The organism is Pseudomonas sp. B20 (assembly GCF_020515755.1).
Taxonomy (GTDB): Bacteria; Pseudomonadota; Gammaproteobacteria; order Pseudomonadales; family Pseudomonadaceae; genus Aquipseudomonas; species Aquipseudomonas syringae.
Genome location: NZ_JAHPJG010000018.1, coordinates 31,834 through 55,595, shown reverse-complemented (window position 1 = coordinate 55,595; position 23,762 = coordinate 31,834). Strand labels below are relative to the sequence as shown.

Sequence of the window (23,762 nt, the reverse complement as noted above, 5' to 3'; positions counted from 1 at the left end):
TTGTTCATCGTCCAATGACGAATTGCCTCAAGGAGCGCACATGGCAGCCCTGGCCCCCTCTTCACAGGATCGCTGGCTTGATCTGAATGATGTGTTGCGTGATCTGGTTGCCGAAGGCTACCTCGGCCAGGACGACGCGGAAACGGCACTCACCCAACGTCGCAGTGCGGTGAACATCCAGCTGCACCCCCTCGAGTTTCTCGCTTCGCTGCAGTTTGACGACCTCAAGCGACCGGGCAAGAAGCTGGACGTGGAAACCCTGACCGCCTGGCTGGCCAAAACCTGTGGCCAGCCTTACATGCGTATCGACCCGCTGAAGATCAACGTTGCAGCGGTCACGCCATTGATGTCCTACGCCTTCGCCCAGCGCCACAAGATTCTGGCCGTGGCGGTCGATCGCGAATCGGTGACCATCGCCAGCGCGCAGCCTTATGTGCGCTCATGGGAAGCCGACCTGGCGCACGTGCTCAAGCTGCAGATCAAACGTGTGGTCGCCAACCCGACAGACATCCAGCGCATGGCGATGGAGTTTTTCAGGCTGGCCAAATCGGTCAGCGGTGCCAGCGCCTCTGAGCAAAAAATGAGCAACATGGGCAACTTCGAACAGTTGCTCAAGCTCGGTGCCAGCGATCAGGAGCCTGACGCCAACGACGCGCACATCGTCAATATCGTCGACTGGCTGTTCCAGTACGCCTTCCAGCAGCGCGCCAGTGATATTCACATCGAGCCGCGCCGCGAACAGGGCACCGTGCGCTTTCGCATCGACGGGGTGCTGCACAACGTTTACCAGTTTCCGGCGCAGGTGATCATGGCGATTGTCAGCCGCCTGAAAAGCCTGGGGCGGATGAACGTCGCCGAAAAACGCAAACCACAGGACGGGCGGGTCAAGACCACCACGCCGGAGAATCGCGAAGTGGAGTTGCGCCTGTCGACCCTGCCGACCGCGTTTGGCGAAAAAATGGTCATGCGGATCTTCGACCCCGAGGTATTGCTCAAGGACTTCGACCAGTTGGGCTTTTCCAGTGACGACCTGCGGCGCTGGCAGGAAATGACCCGCCAGCCCAACGGCATCATTCTGGTTACCGGTCCGACCGGTTCAGGCAAGACAACCACGCTGTACACCACCCTCAAGAAGCTGGCGACCTCCGAGGTCAACCTGTGCACCATCGAAGACCCCATCGAGATGGTCGAACCAGCCTTCAACCAGATGCAGGTTCAACACAACATCGACCTGAGCTTTGCCGCCGGCGTGCGCGCACTGATGCGACAGGACCCGGACATCATCATGATCGGCGAGATTCGCGACCTGGAGACAGCAGAAATGGCGATTCAGGCGGCACTCACCGGTCACCTGGTGCTGTCGACGCTGCACACCAACGATGCGCCCAGCGCCATCAGCCGCATGCTCGAACTGGGTGTGCCGCACTACCTGCTCAAGGCGACCATCCTCGGCGTCATGGCCCAGCGCCTGGTGCGCACCCTTTGCCCACACTGCAAGGCGCCCATCAACCTCAACGAGACCGACTGGCAAACCCTGACGCGCCCCTGGCAGGCACCGGTGCCGCCCGGCGCGCATCAGGCGGTCGGCTGCGTGGAGTGTCGCGATACCGGCTACCGGGGTCGGGCGGGTGTCTACGAGATCATGGTCATGTCCGACAACATCAAGGCATTGATCTCGGCGGACCTGGACCTGACCGCCATGCGTCGTCAGGCCTTCAAGGAAGGGACGCGCAGCCTGCGTCTGTCCGGCGCGCAGAAAGTCTCGGCGGGCCTGACTACACTTGAGGAAGTGCTGCGGGTAACACCGCAAAGCGAACAACGCTGATCAGGGTTGAAAGCGTTGTTCCAGAAGGCCGCACGGCATGGCGAGCCAGCTAAAGTGAACTATGCGGTACACCTTGATTGAACTAGTTCGTGGCTTTGGCTATCCAACCCCTCAGAACAACCACAGCTGGAGTAATTCATCATGCGTCTCAAGTTCGCTGTCGCCACCGTAGCCTTGCTTTCCATCCCAATGGGTTCAGCGATGGCTGACACCTTCTGGCGTAATGTGCTGTCTTCCGGTGCAACCACCGGCTCGACTTACCTGACCTTCAAGGATCACAAACTGATCGTCGCCGCCCAGGACGACGCAGGCAGCTTCGTCGCCAGCGACGGTGGCATCCGCGGTCCGTTCCTGGAAGCGGCCATCGAGCAGGTACGCAAAGACAATCCAGGCCTGAAAGCCACCGACATGGAACTGGCTAACGCGATCCTGGATAAAAACCTGGTCGCTGAAAACCAGTAAGTCTTGCCGATTAGCTTCGCGCATAAAAAATGCCGCTCCATGAGCGGCATTTTTGGGAGCGGTAATCGGTTATTCGCCGATAGCGCTCTTGTACCCGGCTGGATCCAGCAGCTTGGCCAGATCGCCTTCGGCGTCGCTTGGCTTGAGCTTGAAGATCCAGGCGCTGTACGGCTCGCTGTTAAGCGACTCGGGCGAATCGCCCAGCGCTGTGTTGACTTTGATCACCTCACCCGCAACCGGCGAGTAGATATCCGAAGCGGCCTTGACCGACTCGACAACACCGGCGGTGTCACCGGCAGCGAACACCTTGCCGATTTCCGGCAGTTCGACGAAGACCACATCGCCCAGTGCTTCCTGTGCATGGTCCGAGATGCCGACGGTCACGGTGCCGTCTGACTCCAGACGTGCCCATTCATGACTTTCGGCGAAACGCAGCTCGGCGGGAATATTGCTCATTTAGTCATCCTCAACATCGGGTCAGCGGAAAACCCGCCATTAGGTTAGATCAAGGTTTTGCCATGGCGCACGAACGCAGGCTGCACCACCCGCACCGGGTACCATTTGCCGCGGATTTCCACCTCGGCCCGGTCAGCGGTCGCCATCGGAACGCGAGCCAGTGCAATGGATTTGCTCAACGTAGGAGAGAAACTACCACTGGTGATCTCTCCTTCGCCAATTTCTGCGACACGTACCACCTGATGCGCCCGTAAAACGCCGCGCTCTTCGAGCACCAATCCCACGAGCTTGAAAGCGGTTCCTTCAGTCCGTTCGCTCTCCAGCGCCTTGCGACCGACAAAATCACGCTCGGCAGGCTCCCAGGCGATGCTCCAGGCCATATTCGAGGCCAAGGGCGAAACATGTTCACCGATGTCCTGGCCATACAGGTTCATGCCGGCCTCGAGGCGCAGCGTGTCGCGAGCGCCAAGGCCGATCGGGGAAATACCCGCGCCAACCAATTCATTGAAAAAGCTCTGGGCCTCTTCGGCAGGCAGCATGATCTCCAGGCCGTCCTCACCGGTATAGCCGGTGCGCGCGATGAACCAGTCGCCATCATCAAGCCCTTCGAACGGCTTGAGCTGGTGAATCAGTTCGGCGCGGGCGCTTGAAACCAGCTCGGCAATACGGGTTCTGGCCTTGGGGCCTTGAATGGCGAGCATCGCCATTTCACTGCGCTCGACCAGTTGCACGTCGAAATCGCCCAGTTGCGCCTGCATCCAGGCAAGATCCTTGACGCCGGTCGCCGCGTTGACGACCAGCCGATAACCTTCGGGCGTGAGGTAGACGATCATGTCATCGATCACCCCGCCGCGCTCGTCCAGCATGGCGCTGTACAAGGCACGACCGGGGGTTTTGAGCTTGTCTACATCATTGGCCAGCAAGTAACGCAGCCAGGCATTGGCCTGAAGGCCGCGCACATCGATCACGTTCATGTGAGAGACATCGAAGACCCCACAGTCGCGACGCACCTGATGGTGTTCCTCGACCTGCGATCCGTAATGCAACGGCATGTCCCAGCCACCAAAATCGACCATTTTCGCGCCAAGGGCGAGGTGCAGGTCGAACAGGGGGGTACGCTGTCCCATGGGTTTCTCCTTCCGGGCGTGGCGAAGGTGCGGACAGACGAGATCGGCAAGCCCCCCAATAAACCGGGGTTTGCAGCACGTAACAGCTGACCGAATTATCTGACAGACCGCACCAATTGCGGCGCATTGTAGCCGCTAGGTGAGGCCCCCGCACCTAGCCAATCTGACGGGCAGAGCGACGAATCAGCCCAATGACGGGTAATAATCCTACAAGCACCAGCGACAAAGCTGGCAACGCAGCCCGTGCCCACTCGCCCTCGCTGGTCATTTCGAAGATGCGTACCGCCAGCGTATCCCAGCCAAACGGGCGCATGAGCAGGGTTGCCGGCATTTCCTTGAGCACATCGACGAATACCAGCAGCGCCGCGCTCAGCGCCCCTGGCACCAGCAACGGCAGATACACGTTGAGAAACAACTTTGGCCCGCTGACCCCCAGACTGCGCGCCGCTTCAGGCAATGACGGGCGGATGCGCGACAGGCTGTGTTCCAGCGGACCAAAGGCGACGGCGATGAAGCGCACCAGATACGCCAGCAGCAAGGCCGAGAGGCTGCCCAGCAGCAAAGGCTTGCCTGCGCCGCCCAGCCAGCCGGACAGTGGAATGACCAGTTCGCGGTCCAGGTAACTGAACGCCAGCATGATTGAAACGGCCAGTACCGAGCCTGGCAATGCGTAGCCCAGGTTGGCGAGGCTGACGCCGGAGCGGATCGCGGGCGTGGGCGCCATACGTCGGGCAAACGCCAGAATCAGCGCCACACTGACGGTGATCAACGCCGCCATGCCGCCCAGATAGAGCGTGTGCAGAATCAGACCGGTGTAGCGCTCATCCAGATCGAAGCGGCCGCGCTGCGAGACCCAGACGATCAATTGCAGCATCGGCACCACGAAGGCACAGAGAAACACCAGCCCACACCAGAAGCTCGCGGCCCATGCCTTGATGCCGCGTAACCGGTAAAGCGCAGCGCCACGCGGACGCTCGTTGGCCGGTCGGCTTGCACCCCGGGCGCGGCGTTCGCCGTACAGCAGCACCAGCACGGCCAACAGCAGCAGGCTGGCCAGTTGCGCGGCGCTGGACAGGCTGAAGAAGCCGTACCAGGTCTTGTAGATGGCAGTGGTGAACGTGTCGAAGTTGAACACCGACACCGCACCAAAATCGGCCAGGGTCTCCATCAGCGCCAGCGCCACCCCCGCGCCGATGGCCGGACGCGCCATTGGCAGCGCCACGCGCCAGAATGCCTGCAAGGGCGTATTGCCCAGCACTCGCGCAGCTTCCATCAGGCCCTTGCCCTGCGCCAGAAACGCCGTGCGCGCCAACAGGTAGACGTAGGGATAGAAAACCAGCACCAGGACGATGATCACCCCACCAGTGGAGCGCACCCGAGGCAGGCGCAGACCGGAGCCGAACCATTCGCGCATCAGGGTCTGCACCGGGCCGGAAAAATCCAGCAGCCCGACAAACACGAACGCCAGCACATAGGCGGGGATCGCGAACGGCAGCATCAGCGCCCAGTCCAGCCAGCGGCGACCGGGGAATTCACACAGGCTGGTGAGCCACGCCAGGCTCACCCCCAGCAGCGTCACGCCCACGCCGACACCCAGCACCAGGATCAGCGTATTGCCCAGCAGACGCGCCATCTGGGTTTCGAGCAAGTGCGACCATATCTGCTGGTCAACCGTCTCCCACGACAGCAGCAGAACGCTCAGCGGCAGCACGACCAGCGCGGCGATGGCAAAGACCAGGGGGTACCAGCGGCGTTGCACAGGATGGGCCAAGGAGGTTCTCGAAATGAGGGGGGTCAAGAGGGGTGCACAGGCCTGCTTCTGATTCTGGCTGCAAGCCGTAGGAGCGGACTTGTCCGCGAAAAGGCCGGTACATTCTCAGAAAATGCACTATCTGAACTGACGGCTTCGCGGACAAGTCCGCTCCTACGCCCTGCGGGCAGAAGCCTGAAAGCCCCGTGTCCCAGGCTATTCAGTACCTGAGCTAACGCTGAGCACTGAAGCGTGAAGCGATAAGGCGCTGGATATTAAATCAATTCCAGCCCGCGCGATCCATCATGCGTATCGCTTCTGCCTGACGCTTGCCTGCCACTTCAACCGGGAGGGTGTCAGCCTTGAACGGCCCCCAGCTCGCCACTTCTTCTGAAGGCGCCACGTTCGGATTGGCCGGGAACTCCTGATTGACGCTGGAAAAAATCTTCTGCGCCTCAGGGCCGGTCATCCACTCGACCAGCGCCTTGGCCGCTTCAGGGTGCGGGGCGTACTTGGTCAGACCGATACCCGACAGGTTGACGTGCACACCGCGATCCGCCTGGTTCGGCCAGAACAGCTTCACCGCCAGGTCGGGTTTTTCCTTGTGCAGGCGACCGTAATAATAGGAATTGACGATGCCCACGTCGCACTGCCCGGCATTGATCGCCTCGAGCACCGCGATGTCATCGGAGAACACGTCGGTGGACAGGTTGTTGACCCAGCCCTTGAGAATTTTCTCCGACGCTTCGGCGCCGTGGGTTTCGATCAGCGTAGCGGTCAGCGACTGGTTGTAGACCTTCTTCGCGGTACGCAGGCACAGACGGCCTTCCCAGTTCTTGTCGGCCAGCGCCTCGTAGGTGCTCAGCTCGGCAGGCTTCACGCGGTCGGTGGAGTAGGCGATGGTGCGCGCGCGAAGGCTCAGACCGGTCCAGCCGTGAGTTGACGAGCGATACTGCGGAGGAATGTTGGCTTCGATCACCGGCGAGGTGAACGGCTGCAGGATACCCATCTGCTCGGCCTGCCAGAGGTTGCCCGCATCGACCGTCAGCAACAGGTCGGCGGTGGCATTCTCGCCCTCGGCCTTGATGCGCTGCATCAGCGGCGCTTCCTTGTCGGTGATGAATTTGATCTTCACCCCGGTACTGGCCGTGTACGCATCGAATACCGGCTTGATCAGCTCGTCGATCCGGGATGAATACACCACCACTTCATCGGCAGCCTGAGCGGTGCTGCCCAGTAAAGTCAGTGTCAGAGCAGCCAGAAGACGCTTGCTTGCCTGCATCAGGGTATCTCGCGTTCGCAAAGGAGGCGAAATGGTAGTGAATCCCATTTGCTATCTCAATCGAAGCGACAGCGGAGCCGTTACCGGATGTGTCCAGGCTCGATCATGACCGGTGATCAGCACACAGCCCTGGCTCTGGAAAAGTTCGCCACCCTGCGCAGCTTGTCCACATCGAACACTTCCAGGTGTCCCTCTCCCAGGCGCACGATCCTGCGCTCATGCAGGTCCTGGAGCACTTCCAGCAAGGCCGGCGAGGCAAGCGCGAGACGCTCCGCCGCCTGAATGTCATCCAGCGCAATCAGGCGGCGTGCCTGGCTCAACGGGCCATACCCCTCGCTGAGCATCAACAGGCGCCAGGCAACTCGCGCCCGCGGCGGCAGGCGACGCATTTTTTCGGGGCTCTGCAGTGGCAAGCCGACCTTCTGGCTGAGCAGCGCGGCAAACCAGCGCCAGTACTCGGGGTGCCTGTCGAGCAGCCGGGCCAGGAATGGCTGGGGAATGTGCAGGAAGATGCTCTGTTCCAGCGAGCAGACTTCGAAACGGCGCGGCAGCCCGTCAAACAGCGAGACTTCGCCAAACCAGCACGGCGCGCTCGCCGATTCCACGTGCGTCAGAAGCCGCTGCTCGTGGGCGGCGCCGATCCGCACGCTGCCCTCCAGCAGCACATAAACACCGCACGGCAGATCGCCCTTGTCGAACAGCCGTCTGCCGGGCGTCTTGCGGCGCTGGCGGGCAGCCTCCAGCAGGCTATCCTGCAGATCGGCAGGCAGATGGGAAAACCAGTAATCGGATAGCAATCGTGACCGCCACGACACTCCATTTGTCATTTTTGCTCCCTTCTCTTTCAGCCATGCATGTTGTACAAGAAATCAGGCTCAAGCCGGCCATCGTCTCAGGCAGGAATAATAATGAAAACCCTTGTCGATCATCTCAGTCAATACGCGGCTTATCACCGTGATTCACGCAATATCGTGACGCACTTCGTGGGTATTCCACTGATCGTGCTGGCCGTGGCGGTGCTTCTCTCGCGACCGGGCTGGCATATCAGCGGATTGTGGCTTTCACCTGCGGCGCTGCTGGCCTTGGGCTCGACGATCTTTTACCTGCGACTCGACCGCGCTCTGGGCGTCGTCATGGCGGTGTTGCTGGCGCTGTGTCTCTGGGCCGGGGCCAACCTTGCGCAGCAGGCAACCATGGTCTGGCTGAGTGCGGGCGTCGGGCTCTTTGTGATTGGCTGGATCATCCAGTTCGTCGGCCATTACTACGAGGGGCGCAAACCGGCCTTTATCGATGACCTGACCGGGCTGATCATCGGCCCGCTGTTTGTGGTCGCAGAGCTGGCGTTCCTGATGGGCCAGCGCAAACCGCTGCAGCACGCCATCGAAGAGCGCGTCGGCCCGGTCGGGCGTGCGACCCGCAAGGCGACGACCTAGGCGCCAAGCGCCGGGCACCGATCGTCGCCAGCGGCAATGATCAGTGCCCGCCTCTTAGCCGGCAAGCCCGGAGCTGTTCTGCAACCCGGCCAGCAACAGCCGCTGATACAACTCTTCGCGCAAGCCCTGCGGCGCGTCGAGCTGCATGCGTTGCAAGTGCGCGAGGAAGGCTTCGGGGTCCGGAGCGTCGAGGGTCGCTTTGCCCAGCTCGAGGATTTCAGTGAGCTTGAGCTTGCTCTTCAGCCAGTTCAGGGCTCTCAGCAGGTCGCGCTCCTCGGCGGTAAAGTCGCAACCCAACGGGTACTCGGTAAACAGTGACGGGTAGCGTGATGCAGTGTCCTTGAGGCGCTCGGGCGTGTTGTCGGTAAAGCGCGGATCGAGACGGAAGTCCTTGGGCAGCTTGCCAGCCTTTTGCGCCTGCTCTATCAGGCCCGACTGAAACCGCGAGTCAGTGATATTCAGAATTCGCTCGATCACCGTCGCATCGGTCTGCCCGCGCAGATCGGCGATGCCGTATTCGGTCACAACAATGTCGCGCAAGTGTCGGGGAATGGTGGTGTGGCCGTACTGCCAGACGATGTTGGAGCTGACCTCGCCGCCCGACTCGCGCCAGCTGCGCAGCATCAGAATCGAACGGGCGCCTTCAAGTGCATGGGCCTGCGCCACGAAGTTGTACTGACCGCCCACGCCACTGAGCACCCGGCCGTCTTCCAGCTGATCAGCCACTGCCGCGCCCATCAGGGTGACGGTAAACGCACTGTTGATGAAGCGCGCATCGCGGCGTTGCAGGCGCTTGAGTTCTTCCTGGCCGTAAAGCTCGTTGATGTAGCTGATGGCGGTCATGTTGAACTGCGCCAGCCGCTCGGCGGGCAGCTCGCGCAGCCGCGCGTAAAAACTCTGCGGACCGAGGAAAAAGCCGCCATGCACGACCACGCCACCAGGATGGGCATCCTCATCCAGCGTGCCCATGTTGGCCAGCCGTTGCAGCTCTGCATCGGCGTACACCTTGCGCCGCACGATGCCGGCATCGGCGAGTACCAGCAGGCCGTTGACGAACATTTCGCTGCAACCGTAAAGGCCGCTGGCAAACGGCTGAACGCCGCCTTCCCGATCTATCAGGGTCTGCCAGTTACTCATGTTCAACTCGGCCAGCAGGCCACGCCAGGTTTCGTTATCGGCCTGACGGGCCAGCAGCGCGCCGGTCAGTGCATCGCCCATCGAGCCGATGCCGATCTGTAACGTGCCGCCGTCACGCACCAGCGTGCTGGCGTGCAGGCCGATCAGATGGTCCTGATAGCCCACCGGCATATTGGGGGTGGAAAACAGCGTACTGCGCTCGTCTTCGTCGATCAGCACATCGAAGGCGTCGACATCCAGTTCCGAGTCGCCCGGCATGTAAGGCAGGTCGGCGTGCACCTGGCCGAGCATCAGAATGGTCTCCCCGGCGGCCCGGCGCTTGGCGATCATGGGCAACAGGTCGAGGGTCACGTCCGGATTGCAGCTCAGGCTCAACGTGCCTGGGCGCTGTTCGTCACGGGCCACCAGTTGCGCGACCAGATTCAGGCCATTGGCATTGATGTCGCGGGCGGCATGGCTGTAATTGCTGCTGACGTAGTCTTGCTGGGCTGAGTGGCTGTTGAGCAAACTGCCCGGCTGCATGAAGAATTGTTGCACACGGATATTGGCAGGGAGTTTGTCGCGGCGCAGTGCAGCGAGGAAATCGAGCTCCGGATAGTCAGCGAAGACGCGCTCCAGAAACGGTTCGAGAAACCGTGCCTGCAAACCCTCCCCCGGCGTCGGCCGTCCGAGTGTCAGCGCGGTATAGATCGTCAGCCGTCGTTCGGGCAACTCGCTGATGCGCTGGTACAACGCGTTGACGAAGCGGTTGGGCTTGCCCAGCCCCAGCGGCATGCCGAGGTGGATATGCTCGGGTAGCTGCGCAAGAACGTGATCGACGGCATGCTCGATGGAACAGGAATACGGCATCCCAGCTCTCCTGAATTGTTATTGGGTGCAGGTTGGACCGGCGACAACGTCAAAGTGCTGCATGCTCGTCACGCAGAGCATCATCGTTATACACAATCCCTGGAACACCCGGAACAAAAGGCTTCCTGGCTTCTGCCCAAAGGGCGTAGGAGCGAACTTGTTCGCGAAAGGGCGTGAAATATCGCCAAAAAAGCATCGATCTAAACATCATCTTCGCCAGCGAGCGAAGCGTCGCCCGGCTCGCTCCCACAAAACGTATGCACAGCGTCGGGCGCTCAGGCACGGGAACGAGGGTGCACCTCACTTCAGCCCGGACATGCTCTGGATAGCGCTCTTCAGTTCGTCGTTTGTGCAATCGCCGCAGGTGCCTTTCGGGGGCATGATGCCGAGGCCTTTGATGGTGCTGGCCAGCAATCCATCAAGGCCGCCTTTTTGCTGGGCGCGCTGTTCCCAGGCCGCCGTGTCACCGATCTTCGGCGCGTTGAGCAGACCGACGCTGTGGCAGGCGACACAATGCGCCGCGATGATGGCGTCAGGGGCTCGGGCGCTATCTGCGGCTTGCGCATTGAACGCCCACAACACCAGAACGCCTGCGCTGCTCAGAATCTTCCAGGTCAGTTTCACGCGTCACTCATCGTAAGGGACAGGTCAGAAATTGGCCGGGGTGGCCGCACTGATCAATCGTGCCGGGACGTCGAACGGGTTACGAAAACGATGCGGCCGGGTGCTTTCGAAATAATAGCTGTCACCTGCTTCGAGCACGTAGGTATCCAGCCCGACCACCAGTTCCAGCCGCCCCTCGACGAGGATGCCGGTCTCTTCACCTTCGTGAACGAGCATTTCTTCGCCGGTATCGGCACCCGGTGGGTAGGTCTCGGTGAGAAAGGCAATGGCACGGCCCTGATGCGATTTGCCGACCAGCTTCATGGTCACGGCACCGTCCGATATATCAATCAGCTCGCTGGCCTTGTAGACCACTTGAGCCGCGTTTTCGGACACGGATTCTTCCGAGAAAAATTCGACCATGGACATGGGGATGCCGCCGAGCACCTTGCGCAGCGAACTGATCGAAGGGCTGACGCTGTTTTTTTCGATCATGGAGATGGTGCTGTTGGTCACACCGGCGCGCTTGGCGAGTTCACGCTGGGACAAGCCTTTGAGCTTGCGAATCGATTGCAGTCGTTCACCCACGTCCAATGCGATATTCCCCCAGGTTTTGTCAGGTCTAGTCGATATAAACGCCATCATGGCAACAGCGTTCGATATTTACAACACTTCGACAGACACCTGACCTGACGCGGCCTGGGGCAAAGAGGACTGAATCAGTCTTCGGAATAGATGCGCGGAACGCGACGCAGATTGCAGAAGATTTCGTAGGGAATGGTTTCCGCGCGCTGGGCCACTTCACTGGCGAGCACCTGCTTGCCCCACAGCTCGACGCGGCTGCCGAGCCCGGCCTGCGGCACATCGGTGAGGTCCACGCAGAGCATGTCCATGGACACGCGTCCGAGCAGCCTGGATGGCTGGCCGTCGATCTGCACGGGGGTGCCGGTCGGCGCGTGACGCGGATAGCCGTCGGCGTAGCCCATCGCCACAACACCGATACGCGACGGCCGGTCACAGACAAATGTCGCGCCATAGCCCACGGGCTCACCAACGGGCAGTTCACGCACGCTGATGATCTTCGATTCCAGGGTCATCACCGGTTGCAGGCGATCAGCCAGCGGGTGCGCCTGATCAAACGGCGTAGCACCGTAGAGCATGATGCCCGGGCGCGACCAGTCGCTCGGAATCTGTGGCCAGCCCAGCACCGCCGGGGAGTTTTTCAGACTGGTTTCTGCTGCCAGCCCCTTGCGAAAGGTCTCGAATACCGCGAGTTGTTCATCACTGCAGCCGCTGTTCAGCTCGTCGGCACGGGAGAAGTGGCTCATCAGCACGATTCTGGCCACTTTGCCGGTTGCCAGCAGACGCTGATAAGCCGCCTGGTACTCGTGAGGATGCAGGCCAACCCGGTGCATGCCAGTGTCGAGCTTGAGCCACACCGTTATCGGCTTGCCCACGCGCGCCTGCTCGATAGCTTCCAGTTGCCAGGTCGCGTGTACAACGGTCCACAGGTCATGCTCGACAATCAGCGCCAGCTCGTCGGCCTCGAAAAAGCCTTCGAGCAGCAGGACAGGCGCACGGATACCTGCCGCGCGCAGCTCTAGCGCTTCTTCAATGCAGGCCACTGCAAAACCGTCGGCCTGTGACTCCAGTGCCCGAGCGACGCGCACCGCGCCGTGACCGTAGGCATCGGCCTTGACGACGGCGAGCGCTTTGCCGCCGCTGTTTTCACGGGCCAATTGGTAGTTGTGACGCAGTGCCTGAAGATCGATAAAGGCGCGAGCTGGACGCATGATGACGTTTACTTGCCTGAAAGAATGGAAGGGGACGATCAACCCGACGCGGGGACGCGCCGGGCAAAAAGGGTCAGGGCAGCGCGGCAACCACCGACAGTTCAACGAGGATTTCCGGCTCGCACAGCTTGGCCTCGACCGTTGCGCGTGCAGGCGCGAAACCCTTGGGCAGCCATTTGTCCCAGACGCTGTTCATGCCGGCGAAGTCGGCGTCGATGTCTTTCAGGTAAATGGTGACCGACAGGATACGCGTCTTGTCGGTGCCGGCCAGGTCGAGCAGGCGCTCGATGCTGTTCAGAACCTCTTGGGTCTGCTGCTCGACACCCGCAGTCATGTCATTGCCGACCTGGCCCGACAGATAGACGGTGCCATTGTGGACAACGACCTGACTCATGCGCTCATTGGTGAGCTGGCGCTGGATTGACATGCTGTGCATTCTCCTGAGTGTTGCCGTAACGAGAGATATCAAGGCCTTCAGCACTGATACGGGGTGTCTTGCGGGCGATGAGGTCTGCCAGCAAACGACCGGAACCACACGCCATCGTCCAGCCCAAAGTGCCATGGCCGGTATTGAGGAACAGGTTACGGAACGGTGTCGCACCCACAATCGGTGTGCCGTCGGGCGTGGTCGGACGCAACCCGGTCCAGAAATCGGCCTGGGTCAGGTCGCCGCCCTGAGGATAGAGGTCACCGACGATCATCTCCAGTGTTTCGCGTCGACGCGGATTGAGCGACAGGTCAAAACCGGCGATTTCCGCCATGCCGCCGACGCGGATCCGGTTGTCGAAACGGGTGATCGCGACTTTATAGGTTTCATCGAGAATGGTCGAAGTCGGCGCCATGTCCGGGTTGGTGATCGGCACGGTCAGCGAATAGCCCTTCAGCGGATAGACCGGCGCCTTGATGCCCAACGGCTTGAGCAACTGCGGCGAGTAACTGCCCAGCGCCAGCACGTAACGATCAGCGGTCTCGAGCTTGCCGTCGATCCACACGCCATTGATGCTGTCGCCTGCGTGATCGAGGCGTTCGATGTTCTGCCCGTAGCGGAACTCGACTCCCAGCGCGACGGCCATTTCCGCCAGGCGCGTGGTGAACAGCTGACAGTCACCGGTCTGGTCATTGGGCAGGCGCAACGCGCCACTGAGGATGCCGGTCACGCCGGCCAATGCGGGCTCGACCCGGGCAATGCCTTCGCGGTCCAGCAGTTCATAGGGCACACCGGACTGCTCGAGCACGGCGATGTCCTTGGCAGCGTTATCCAACTGGGCCTGGGTACGGAACAACTGTGTGGTGCCCAGGCTGCGCCCTTCGTAGGCAATGCCGGTCTCGAGGCGCAGTTCATCCAGGCAATCGCGGCTGTATTCGGACAGGCGTACCATGCGCTCTTTATTGATGGCATAGCGGCTGGCCGTGCAGTTGCGCAGCATTTGCGCCATCCACAGGTACTGATCGATATCTGCCGTTGCCTTGATCGCCAATGGCGCATGACGCTGCAGCAGCCATTTGAGCGCTTTGAGCGGAACACCCGGCGCAGCCCATGGCGAGGCATAGCCGGGAGAAACCTGGCCGGCATTGGCAAAACTGGTTTCCATGGCAGCAGCCGGCTGACGGTCAACGACGGTCACCTGGAAACCGGCACGCGCCAGATAATAAGCACTGGTTGTACCGATGACGCCACTACCCAGGACCAGAACGCGCATGTCGATGACCTCATCGCGGATATCCGCTGATAATTCGAAGTTTTAAGCAAGGATGTGCGCAGTATATTGAGCAATGGGCAGTGCTTCTCACTGTATAAAGATCTATATTCAGTTTTTATTCGCGGCGATAAACGCTTTGCTAGAGGGGAAATGACCCGTGCGCACTCAACACCAGTCAAATCGTGAACTGGACAAGATCGATCGCAATATTCTGCGCATCCTGCAGGCCGACGGGCGCATCTCGTTCACCGAGCTTGGCGAGCGGGTCGGCCTGTCTACCACGCCTTGTACCGAACGGGTGCGCAGGCTGGAGCGCGAGGGGATCATCATGGGCTACACCGCCCGACTGAACCCGCAAAGCCTCAAGGCCAGCCTGCTGGTATTCGTCGAAATCAGCCTGGACTACAAGTCTGGCGACACCTTCGAAGAATTCCGCCGTGCCGTGCTGAAGCTTCCCCATGTGCTGGAGTGCCACCTGGTGTCAGGCGACTTCGACTATCTGGTCAAGGCGCGGATTTCCGAAATGGCGTCCTACCGCAAACTGCTGGGCGATATCCTGCTCAAACTGCCGCACGTACGTGAGTCCAAGAGCTACATCGTTATGGAGGAAGTCAAAGAGAGCCTGAATCTGCCGATTCCCGACTGATTGCTCGCTATACCAGGACTTGCCGGGTCGAGGCCATATACTCATGAATCTGCTTTTCGACCCGGGGATGGATCAACTCGACCGGGCGACGTCCATTCGGGCAGGGCAGGCTTGCGGTGGTGCCGAACAGGCGGCAGATCAGCGGACGCTCGTCATACACGGTGCAGCCTTGCGGCCCCAGGTGCACGCAATTGAGTTCGTCAAGCGCAGCGTCCTGTTCGGCAGCCGTCTTGCGCGGCAGACGCGACATTTCTTCGGGCGACGTGGTCACCGGCCCACAGCAGTCGTGGCAGCCAGGCACACACTCGAACGAAGGAATCTGGCGACGCAGATCCGCTATTTTCTGACGGTTGCAGCTCATTGACTCGACCACTCCTACACAAGGCCGAGAGTTTGCCTCAGTTGGCAGGCTCATGACAGCGGCTTATCCTCCCGACACGCCATCCGCCACCAACAGGACACGCTCATGAACGCCCGCGTTCAGCACTCGACTCGTCACGATCTGCACGCTGCTTCCTACTACGCCGCCAGCAGCCATGCGCAAGCGGATCATCCTGCGCTGCAAGGTGAGGTGAAGGTGGATGTGTGCGTGGTCGGCGGTGGATTCTCCGGCCTCAACACCGCCATCGAACTGGCCGAGCGCGGGTTCAGCGTTGCGCTGCTCGAAGCGCGCAAGATCGGCTGGGGGGCCAGCGGGCGCAACGGCGGCCAGTTGATTCGCGGGGTCGGTCATGGTCTCGAACAGTTCGCCAATGTCATCGGCAGCGAAGGCGTGCGGCAGCTCAAGCTGCTGGGCATCGAGGCCGTCGAGATCGTGCGTCAGCGCATCGAACGGCATGCTATCGATTGCGACCTGAAGTGGGGTTATTGCGATCTGGCCAACAAACCGCGCGACCTGCACAGCCTTGCCGAAGACGCAGAAGAGTTGCGCAGCCTGGGTTATCGCCATGCACTGCAGTTGCTGCAAGCCGAAGAGATGCACAGCGTGGTGGGCTCATCGCGCTATGTCGGCGGCCTGATCGACATGGGCTCGGGGCATTTGCATCCGTTGAACCTGGCCTTGGGCGAAGCGGCTGTGGCGCAGTCGCTCGGCGTTCAGTTGTTCGAGCATTCAGCGGTGACGAGCATCGATTATGGCCCGCAGGTCAGGGTGCATACGGCTGGCGGCTCGGTGCAGGCGCAGACGCTGGTGCTGGGTTGCAACGCCTACCTTAATGACTTGAATCCGGAAATCAGCGGCAAGGTATTGCCTGCCGGCAGCTACATCATCGCCACCGAGCCGTTGAGCGAAGCGCAGGCCCGTGAAGTGTTGCCGCAGGACATGGCGGTCTGCGATCAGCGGGTGACAGTGGATTACTACAGGCTGTCTGCCGACCGCCGCTTGCTGTTCGGCGGTGCCTGCCATTACTCGGGGCGTGACCCTCAGGACATTGCCGCGTACATGCGACCGAAGATGCTCGATGTGTTCCCGCAACTGGCCGCCGTGAAGATCGATTACCAGTGGGGCGGGATGATCGGCATCGGCGCCAATCGCCTGCCGCAGATAGGCCGGCTCAAGCAGCACCCCAACGTGTTTTATGCGCAGGCCTACTCGGGCCACGGTCTGAATGCCACACATCTGGCGGGACGGCTGCTGGCCGAAGCCATCGCCGGGCAACACAGCGATGGCTTCGAGTTGTTCGCCAAAGTGCCGCACATGACCTTTCCCGGCGGCAAGCACTTGCGCTCGCCTCTGCTGGCATTGGGCATGCTCTGGCACCGCCTCAAAGAGCTGCGCTAAAAGCTCAGGGCCTCCAGAACGGCTTCATGGCCTCGACCCGCGCCTGGCGAAAATCCAGGCCGATGTCGCGTAACTGATCGTCGGTCAGTGTCAGCAAGCTGCGGCGCGATGCCCAGCGATGGCGGTACAGCGCCCAGCGCCCCATGCCTGCCAACAGATCGACCTTGTTTGCGCGGACGGTTCTGACCGTCGCGGGCCGATACTCATTCAACTCCTGGCTGTGAAGCACAAGGCGCACATCGCTGAACCCGTTCATGTCCTGTTCCCTCATCCTGGGTGGCTGTGGGTCCATGATGAAGCGAACAGCAAAACCAATACAGATTCAAAAGTCTTTTATATTTTCCATACAGATGATCAAAAAATGCTACTGAATGCTATATTTCCGGCCAATCTGTATTGCTTTAACGCACTTTACTTCCTGAGAGTACGCCATGACGCTCTACGTCAACCTCGCCGAACTGCTCGGCTCGCGCATCGAAAACGGCTTCTACCGCCCCGGCGACCGCCTGCCCTCGGTCCGCGCGTTGAGCGTCGAACATGGCGTCAGTCTGAGCACCGTGCAGCAGGCGTATCGGGTGCTGGAAGACAATGGCCTGGCCGCGCCGAAACCTAAATCCGGCTATTTCGTCTCGGTCAGCCGAAAAGCCCCTGCACTGCCAGCGGTCGGCAGGCCAGTGCAGCGGCCTGTGGATATCTCTCAATGGGATCAGGTGCTGGACCTGATTCGCGTCGCCCCTCTTGAGGCCGTCACGCAACTGGGGCGCGGCATGCCCGATGTCACCAGCCCGACCCTGAAACCGCTGATGCGCGCGCTGAGTCAGTTGAGTCGCCATCAGGACATGCCGGGGCTGTATTACGACAACATCTACGGCGTGCGCAGGCTGCGCGAACAGATTGCCCGGCTGATGCTCGACTCGGGCTGCAACCTGACCGCCAATGACCTGATCGTCACCAATGGCTGTCATGAAGCGCTGTCAGCCAGTGTCCGGGCCATCTGCTCGCCGGGGGACATCGTGGCGGTGGACTCGCCGAGCTTCTTCGGCGCCATGCAGACGCTCAAGGGCGTGGGCATGAAAGCCATGGAAATCCCTACCGACCCGCTGACCGGCATCAGCCTCGAAGCGCTGGAACTGGCGCTGGAGCAATGGCCGATCAAGGTCATTCAGCTGACGCCCAACTGCAACAACCCGCTGGGTTATGTCATGCCCGAAGCACGCAAGCGGGCACTGCTGACCCTGGCGCAGCGCTTCGACGTGGCGATCATCGAGGATGATGTGTATGGCGACCTGGCCTACAACTACCCTCGTCCGCGCACCATCAAATCCTTCGACGAAGACGGTCGCGTCCTGCTGTGCAGTTCGTTTTCCAAGACATTGGCACCGGGGCTGCGGATCGGCTGGGTAGCGCCGGGTCGCTATCTGGAGCAGGTGCTGCACATGAAATACATCGGCACCGGCTCGACCGCCCCGCAGCCGCAGCTGGCCATCGCCGACTTCATCGAAGGCGGCCATTACGAGCCTCACGTGCGGCGCATGCGCAGCCAATACCAGCGCAGTCGCGACCAGATGATCGACTGGGTGATGCGCTATTTCCCTGAAGGCACCCGCGCCAGCCGGCCACAAGGCGGCTTCATGCTGTGGGTGGAACTGGCCGAAGGCTTCGACACCCTGCGCCTGAACCGCGCCTTGCTGGGCAAGGGTGTGCAGATTGCGGTGGGGAGTATCTTTTCGGCATCGGGCAAGTACCGCAACTGCATGCGCATGAACTTCGCGGCCAAACCCAACCGCGAAATCGAGAATGCTGTGCGTATCGTGGGCGAGACAATTGCCCTACTGAATGCGCAAACTGACTGATGCGGGCAAATCTTTCCCGGTTTTGTGGGTCATATCGCCAAGTCGAGCCATGTCCAGACGCGGAAGATCAATTTGAATAACTCATGGGCCTTGCCCTTTTGCTTGCTGGTTGCGTTGTGCGTCAGCGGTTGTGCGCATCAACAGATCACCAGTGAGCCAAGCCAGGCCATGCCGTCTTCAGGCTCCGCGTTCGGCCGCTCGATCCAGGCCATGGCCATGCCGCACGAAGGGCGTTCGGGCTTTCGCCTGCTGCCTGACAGCAGTGACGCTTTCAAGGCTCGCGCCGAACTGATCCGCAACGCCAAAAGCAGCCTTGATCTGCAGTATTACATCGTCCACGACGGCCTGAGCACGCGCGCCCTGATCGACGAACTGCTCAAGGCGGCAGACCGTGGCGTTCGTGTGCGCATCCTGCTGGACGACACCACCAGCGACGGCCTGGATCAGGCCATCGCCACCCTCGCCGCTCACCCGAACATCCAGATTCGCCTGTTCAACCCGCAAAACCTGGGGCGCGAGACCGGCATCACCCGCAGCCTCGGGCGCCTGATGAACCTGTCGCGCCAGCACCGGCGCATGCACAACAAGCTATGGCTGGCCGACAGCAGTGTGGCCATCGTCGGCGGGCGCAACCTGGGCGATGAATACTTCGATGCCGAGCCGAACCTGAACTTCACCGATATCGACATGCTCAGCGTGGGGCCAGTGGCCGAACAGCTCGGCCACAGCTTCGACCAGTACTGGAACAGCACGCTCAGCAAGCCTATCGGTGAGTTCATCTATTTCCTGCCCGACGGCGAGGATCTGGCCGAGGCCCGGCGCAAGCTGGATGACTCTCTGGAGCAGGCGCACCAGCAGCACAAGGCGCTGTATGAGCGACTGATGGCGTACAAGACCCAGCCGCGCATGAAAACCTGGCTCAACGAACTGGTCTGGGCATACAACCAGGCGCTATGGGACGCACCGACCAAGGTTCTGGCGCAGGGCGAGCCTGATCCGCACCTGCTGCTGACCACGCAACTGGCGCCTGAACTGCTGAACACTCACAAGGAACTGATGCTGATCTCGGCCTACTTTGTACCGGGTCAGGAAGGCTTGCTGTACCTGACCGGCCGGGCCGATGCCGGCGTCAATGTCAGCCTGCTGACCAACTCTCTGGAAGCCACCGACGTGCCTGCCGTGCATGGCGGCTATGCGCCGTACCGCAAGGCACTGCTGGAGCATGGCGTGAAGCTGTTCGAGCTGCGCCGGCAGCCTGGCGATACCGAGACGATGCGCGGCAGCGGCCCGCATCTGTTCAAGAAAAGCCATTCTCTGGTCAGTTCCGAATCGAGCCTGCACAGCAAGGCGATGATCTTCGATCGACAGAAAGTCTTTGTCGGCTCATTCAACTTCGACCCGCGCTCTGTGCTGTGGAACACCGAAGTGGGCGTACTGGTCGACAGCCCGCAACTGGCCGAGCAACTGCGCGAACTGACCTTGCAGGGCATGGCCCCGTCGCTCACCTACGAAGCGCGGCTGGAGGACGGCAAAGTGGTGTGGGTGACCGAAGACAACGGCCAGATCCACACCCTGCATACCGAACCGGGCGACTGGTGGCGACGTTTCAACGCATGGATGAGCCGCGCCATCGGCCTGGAAAGAATGCTTTAAGCGGGCGCAGCCTGCGCATCCCCGAACGCGCCGCGTCGCCGGATCAGTATCAGCAGACCCAAGGCACCGGCAGCCATCATCAGCGGCAAGGCCTCACCGCTGACCCACTGGCTGCCCGCGCCGGCTATCAACGGGCCGAGCAGGCAGCCGATGCCCCACAGTTGCGCCACATGTGCGTTGGCGCGGACCAGCGAGTCATCGCGATAGCGTTCGCCGATCAGAATCAGCGACAGGGTAAACAGCCCGCCGGCACTGGCACCGAAGACGGTCCACAGCGGCCAGATCAGAACAGTGTCGATCAGCAATGGCACCAGCAGGCTCGACGCCAGCAGCAAGGCGGCACAGCCGGTGAACATCGCACGACGTGAAATGCGGTCGGCGAGCATGCCGATCGGCAGTTGCAGCAGCGCATCACCGACCACCACCACGCTGACCATGATCAGGGCGATTTCCGGGGTGAAGCCGTGGCGTATGCAGTACAGCGGCAACAGGGTGAGGATCAGCGCTTCGAACGCAGCGAACAGGGCGACCGCCCAGGCGATCGCAGGCATGCCGCGACAGAAGCCGGACAGATCGGCAAACGTCACGTTGCAGGATTCGGTCGACGGCGCGCCGGTACGCCCCAGCAGCAGAAACGGTGAGCCGACCAGCAGCGCGACACCAATCCAGAAACCATAGTCGGCCTGGGTGCCGATCACGCCCAGCAGCAGCGGACCTGCCAGTTGACTCAATGCGTAGGTGCTGCCATACAGCGCCACCAGACGCCCGCGCAGGCGCTCGATGACCAACTGATTGATCCAGCTTTCCCCCAGCACGAAGACGATGGTCAGAATCACCCCGAGCATCAGGCGCAAGACCAGCCAGATCCAGTAATACGGCAGCAGCGCCAGCGCACCGACCGAAACCGCCCCGGCCCATAAGCACAGGCGCATGAGATTGGCCGTGCCGAAGCGCGCCGCCAGACGACTGGCCAGCGCCGCGCCGAGCAGCACGCCCACCGCAGGCATCGCCGCCATGATACCAATGGCAAACGAGCCATAGCCCCAGCCTGCCAGCCGCAATGAAACCAGCGGCATGCTGACGCCCATTGCCAGACCGACGCCCAGCACGGACGCCAGCACAGCAAAATAAGTCCCCCAACGCATTTCCACGCTCCTGCCCGGCGCTGCGCTACGCGCTTATCGCCTTGTACAAATCCTGTGTGGCGCGATGATCAATCTTGAGACCCCATCGTGCCAATGCTCCGAGGGCAGAGCCTCGGAGCAATCGGCAAATGACTACAGCTTGATCCAGGTCGACTTCAGCTCGGTGTATTTGTCGAACGCATGCAGCGACTTGTCACGACCATTGCCCGACTGTTTGAAGCCACCGAACGGTGCGGTCATGTCGCCGCCGTCGTACTGGTTGACCCATACGCTGCCTGCGCGCAAAGCCTTGGCGGTCAGGTGCGCCTTGGAGATGTTCGCGGTCCATACGGCAGCCGCCAGGCCATACTGCGTGTCGTTGGCGATCTGGATCGCCTCTTCGGCCGTATCGAACGTCAGCACCGAAAGCACCGGGCCGAAGATTTCTTCCTGAGCGATTTTCATCGCATTGTTCACACCATCGAAAATGGTCGGCTCGACATAGGTGCCGCCGGTTTCCTGCAGGATGCGCTTGCCGCCCGCAACCAGCTTGGCGCCATCGGTGTGGCCCGCTTCGATATAGGACAACACGGTGTTCATCTGCTGGGTATCAACCAGCGCGCCCACGGTGGTCGCAGGGTCCAGCGGATTGCCGGGCTTCCAGGCACTGAGCGCCTCGATCACCATCGGCAGGAAGCGATCCTTGATGGAGCGCTCGACCAGCAGGCGCGAACCGGCGGTACACACTTCGCCCTGGTTGAAGGCAATCGCGCTGGCGGCTGCGCTGGCGGCGGCCTGCAGATCAGGCGCGTCGGCAAAGACGATATTCGGGCTCTTGCCACCGGCTTCCAGCCACACGCGCTTCATGTTCGATTCGCCCGCATAGATCATCAGCTGCTTGGCGATCTTGGTCGAGCCGGTGAACACCACAGTGTCCACATCCATATGCAGGGCAAGCGCCTTGCCGACGGTGTGGCCATAGCCAGGCAGTACGTTGAGCACGCCCGCAGGAATGCCAGCCTCGATGGCCAGTTGTGCGATACGAATGGCCGTCAGCGGAGATTTTTCCGATGGCTTGAGGACGACCGAGTTGCCAGTGGACAGCGCAGGACCCAGCTTCCAGCAGGCCATCATTAGCGGAAAATTCCATGGCACGATGGCGGCCACGACACCCACCGGCTCGCGCGTTACCAGACCCAGTTGGTCATGAGGCGTTGCCGCGACTTCGTCATACAGTTTATCGATCGCCTCGCCGCTCCAGCTCAGGGCTCTGGCGGCACCGGGAATGTCGACACCGAACGAGTCGCCAATCGGCTTGCCCATGTCCAGGGTTTCAAGCAGCGCCAGCTCTTCGGCATTGTGCTTGAGCAGCTCGGCGAAACGGATCATCGTTTCCTTGCGCTTGGCCGGAGCCAGTCGCGACCAGGCACCGGAGTTGAAGGCGCTGCGCGCACTGTCGACCGCGCGTTGTGCGTCAGCGGTGTCGCAGCTGGCAACCTTGGCAAGCATCCGGCCATCGACCGGGCTAATGCAGTCAAACGTCTCGCCGGAGGAGGCTGCGGTGTATTCACCTTGAATGAAGGCACGGCCTTCGATCTTCAAATTCTGGGCGCGTTGCTCCCAGTCAGCACGAGTCAGGGTGGTCATTTGCATGTCCTCCTCTTGTTGAATGTGGGTGTGTCATGGTTGATTAAAGACACAATCTGAAATTTTTCAGGACGGCCGTTACCCTAAACCAGCGGCCCGACAAAACCAATATATTTGACATAAATAGCCGCTACGGTGCTTTTATGTTGATTTTATTAAACAGCTCCGCACGCGCGCCGAGGCACTAACGCACTGCACGCACGTCAAACCTTCAACGCATTCAGGACAAGGGGCCCATCATGAGCATCGAAAGCATCGTCGACTTCAGTGAAGCCAGCACCGCCGCCGAGCACTATCGCCCTGCACCGGAAAAGGTCTTCAAGGGCGATCCGGCACAAACCCTCTACAACCACTACAACAGCCCCTGCGGACAGATGAGCGCGGGCGTCTGGAATGGCGAGCCCGGGCAGTGGCAGGTGAATTATTCAGAGCATGAGTATTGCGAGATTGTGCAGGGTGTTTCAGTCCTGCGCGACGAGCAGGGCCACGCGAAAACCCTGCGCGCAGGCGACCGTTTCGTGATCCCGGCAGGCTTCAAGGGTACCTGGGAGGTGCTGGAAACATGCCGCAAGATTTATGTGGTGTTTGAGGCGGCTGCAGATAAATAAATACCGCCCTGGCAGCGACGCCAGGAGCGCAGGC

Annotated in this window: 23 protein-coding genes; 8 read left to right on the top strand and 15 right to left on the bottom strand. The window is 61.0% G+C overall.

Features of this window, described 5'->3' with window-relative positions; all coding sequences use genetic code 11:
- Positions 1 to 40: 40 nt before the first annotated feature.
- Both LIX91_RS17775 and LIX91_RS17770 read left to right on the top strand, forming a co-directional pair.
- Positions 41 to 1,825 carry a GspE/PulE family protein gene (locus LIX91_RS17775; protein WP_003414050.1) on the top strand — a complete coding sequence of 595 codons (1,785 nt, stop codon included), beginning with the start codon at positions 41 to 43 and terminating at the stop codon, positions 1,823 to 1,825.
- A 141-nt stretch (positions 1,826 to 1,966) separates the two neighbouring features.
- Complete coding sequence (locus LIX91_RS17770) at positions 1,967 to 2,287, top strand: DUF2388 domain-containing protein (RefSeq protein WP_002551535.1); 321 nt, start codon at positions 1,967 to 1,969, stop codon at positions 2,285 to 2,287.
- 69 nt (positions 2,288 to 2,356) lie between these two features.
- On the opposite strand, the gene gcvH is transcribed toward LIX91_RS17770, so the two are convergent.
- The 5 genes from gcvH to LIX91_RS17745 form a co-directional block, all read right to left on the bottom strand.
- Positions 2,357 to 2,743, bottom strand: a complete 387-nt coding sequence (gene gcvH, locus LIX91_RS17765) for a glycine cleavage system protein GcvH (protein WP_004408970.1) — start codon at positions 2,741 to 2,743, stop codon at positions 2,357 to 2,359.
- A gap of 44 nt (positions 2,744 to 2,787) precedes the next feature.
- Entirely contained in the window at positions 2,788 to 3,870 is a 1,083-nt protein-coding gene (gcvT, locus tag LIX91_RS17760) for a glycine cleavage system aminomethyltransferase GcvT (RefSeq protein ID WP_226488873.1), read from the bottom strand.
- A 154-nt stretch (positions 3,871 to 4,024) separates the two neighbouring features.
- A complete protein-coding gene (locus tag LIX91_RS17755; RefSeq protein WP_032702539.1) occupies positions 4,025 to 5,641 on the bottom strand; it encodes an ABC transporter permease in 1,617 nt (538 codons plus the stop codon).
- A gap of 259 nt (positions 5,642 to 5,900) precedes the next feature.
- Complete coding sequence (locus LIX91_RS17750; RefSeq protein WP_003414043.1) at positions 5,901 to 6,902, bottom strand: extracellular solute-binding protein; 1,002 nt, start codon at positions 6,900 to 6,902, stop codon at positions 5,901 to 5,903.
- Positions 6,903 to 7,018: 116 nt separating this feature from the next.
- Positions 7,019 to 7,729 carry a Crp/Fnr family transcriptional regulator gene (locus tag LIX91_RS17745; protein ID WP_032697593.1) on the bottom strand — a complete coding sequence of 237 codons (711 nt, stop codon included), beginning with the start codon at positions 7,727 to 7,729 and terminating at the stop codon, positions 7,019 to 7,021.
- Between the two features lie 81 nt (positions 7,730 to 7,810).
- Between LIX91_RS17745 and LIX91_RS17740 the strand changes: the two genes are divergently transcribed.
- Positions 7,811 to 8,335 carry a DUF962 domain-containing protein gene (locus LIX91_RS17740; RefSeq protein WP_226488872.1) on the top strand — a complete coding sequence of 175 codons (525 nt, stop codon included), beginning with the start codon at positions 7,811 to 7,813 and terminating at the stop codon, positions 8,333 to 8,335.
- Positions 8,336 to 8,389: 54 nt separating this feature from the next.
- Here the strand turns inward: LIX91_RS17740 and LIX91_RS17735 are convergent, their stop codons facing one another.
- The 6 genes from LIX91_RS17735 to dadA form a co-directional block, all read right to left on the bottom strand.
- On the bottom strand, positions 8,390 to 10,321 hold the full coding sequence (locus tag LIX91_RS17735) for an acetyl-CoA hydrolase/transferase C-terminal domain-containing protein (RefSeq protein WP_100073294.1): 1,932 nt from the start codon (positions 10,319 to 10,321) through the stop codon (positions 8,390 to 8,392).
- Positions 10,322 to 10,621: 300 nt separating this feature from the next.
- Entirely contained in the window at positions 10,622 to 10,945 is a 324-nt protein-coding gene (locus LIX91_RS17730; protein WP_226488871.1) for a c-type cytochrome, read from the bottom strand.
- Between the two features lie 24 nt (positions 10,946 to 10,969).
- The gene (locus tag LIX91_RS17725) at positions 10,970 to 11,518 is read right to left on the bottom strand and encodes a cupin domain-containing protein (RefSeq protein WP_181017164.1); all 549 of its coding nucleotides are present in this window, start codon (positions 11,516 to 11,518) and stop codon (positions 10,970 to 10,972) included.
- Positions 11,519 to 11,643: 125 nt separating this feature from the next.
- Entirely contained in the window at positions 11,644 to 12,717 is a 1,074-nt protein-coding gene (gene alr / locus LIX91_RS17720; protein ID WP_226488870.1) for an alanine racemase, read from the bottom strand.
- 73 nt (positions 12,718 to 12,790) lie between these two features.
- Positions 12,791 to 13,144 (bottom strand): RidA family protein, encoded by a 354-nt coding sequence (locus LIX91_RS17715; protein ID WP_226488869.1) that lies wholly within the window; start codon positions 13,142 to 13,144, stop codon positions 12,791 to 12,793.
- Positions 13,116 to 14,417 carry a D-amino acid dehydrogenase gene (gene dadA, locus LIX91_RS17710; protein WP_003414029.1) on the bottom strand — a complete coding sequence of 434 codons (1,302 nt, stop codon included), beginning with the start codon at positions 14,415 to 14,417 and terminating at the stop codon, positions 13,116 to 13,118. Before dadA ends, LIX91_RS17715 begins: the two co-directional genes overlap by 29 nt.
- Before the next feature lie 157 nt (positions 14,418 to 14,574).
- On the opposite strand from dadA, the gene dadR reads away from it, so the two are divergent.
- On the top strand, positions 14,575 to 15,063 hold the full coding sequence (gene dadR, locus LIX91_RS17705) for a transcriptional regulator DadR (RefSeq protein ID WP_003314011.1): 489 nt from the start codon (positions 14,575 to 14,577) through the stop codon (positions 15,061 to 15,063).
- A 7-nt stretch (positions 15,064 to 15,070) separates the two neighbouring features.
- Here dadR and LIX91_RS17700 read toward each other — a convergent pair whose 3' ends face one another.
- Positions 15,071 to 15,424 carry a YkgJ family cysteine cluster protein gene (locus LIX91_RS17700; protein ID WP_003314010.1) on the bottom strand — a complete coding sequence of 118 codons (354 nt, stop codon included), beginning with the start codon at positions 15,422 to 15,424 and terminating at the stop codon, positions 15,071 to 15,073.
- A 105-nt stretch (positions 15,425 to 15,529) separates the two neighbouring features.
- Between LIX91_RS17700 and LIX91_RS17695 the strand changes: the two genes are divergently transcribed.
- Positions 15,530 to 16,843, top strand: coding sequence for an NAD(P)/FAD-dependent oxidoreductase (locus LIX91_RS17695; protein ID WP_103696927.1), 1,314 nt, complete (start codon positions 15,530 to 15,532; stop codon positions 16,841 to 16,843).
- Positions 16,844 to 16,847: 4 nt separating this feature from the next.
- Here LIX91_RS17695 and LIX91_RS17690 read toward each other — a convergent pair whose 3' ends face one another.
- Positions 16,848 to 17,099: a DUF1127 domain-containing protein gene (locus tag LIX91_RS17690; RefSeq protein ID WP_003414025.1), complete on the bottom strand. Its 252-nt coding sequence runs from the start codon at positions 17,097 to 17,099 to the stop codon at positions 16,848 to 16,850.
- A gap of 175 nt (positions 17,100 to 17,274) precedes the next feature.
- On the opposite strand from LIX91_RS17690, the gene LIX91_RS17685 reads away from it, so the two are divergent.
- Positions 17,275 to 18,696 (top strand): PLP-dependent aminotransferase family protein, encoded by a 1,422-nt coding sequence (locus LIX91_RS17685; protein ID WP_003414024.1) that lies wholly within the window; start codon positions 17,275 to 17,277, stop codon positions 18,694 to 18,696.
- Positions 18,697 to 18,768: 72 nt separating this feature from the next.
- Complete coding sequence (locus tag LIX91_RS17680; protein ID WP_046236128.1) at positions 18,769 to 20,349, top strand: phospholipase D family protein; 1,581 nt, start codon at positions 18,769 to 18,771, stop codon at positions 20,347 to 20,349.
- Here LIX91_RS17680 and LIX91_RS17675 read toward each other — a convergent pair.
- Positions 20,346 to 21,494 (bottom strand): MFS transporter, encoded by a 1,149-nt coding sequence (locus LIX91_RS17675; RefSeq protein WP_003414022.1) that lies wholly within the window; start codon positions 21,492 to 21,494, stop codon positions 20,346 to 20,348. The genes LIX91_RS17680 and LIX91_RS17675 overlap by 4 nt on opposite strands.
- A 132-nt stretch (positions 21,495 to 21,626) precedes the next feature.
- On the bottom strand, positions 21,627 to 23,120 hold the full coding sequence (locus tag LIX91_RS17670; protein WP_003414021.1) for an aldehyde dehydrogenase: 1,494 nt from the start codon (positions 23,118 to 23,120) through the stop codon (positions 21,627 to 21,629).
- A gap of 239 nt (positions 23,121 to 23,359) precedes the next feature.
- Between LIX91_RS17670 and LIX91_RS17665 the strand changes: the two genes are divergently transcribed.
- On the top strand, positions 23,360 to 23,728 hold the full coding sequence (locus LIX91_RS17665) for a cupin domain-containing protein (RefSeq protein WP_003403970.1): 369 nt from the start codon (positions 23,360 to 23,362) through the stop codon (positions 23,726 to 23,728).
- The last annotated feature ends 34 nt before the right edge of the window (positions 23,729 to 23,762 follow it).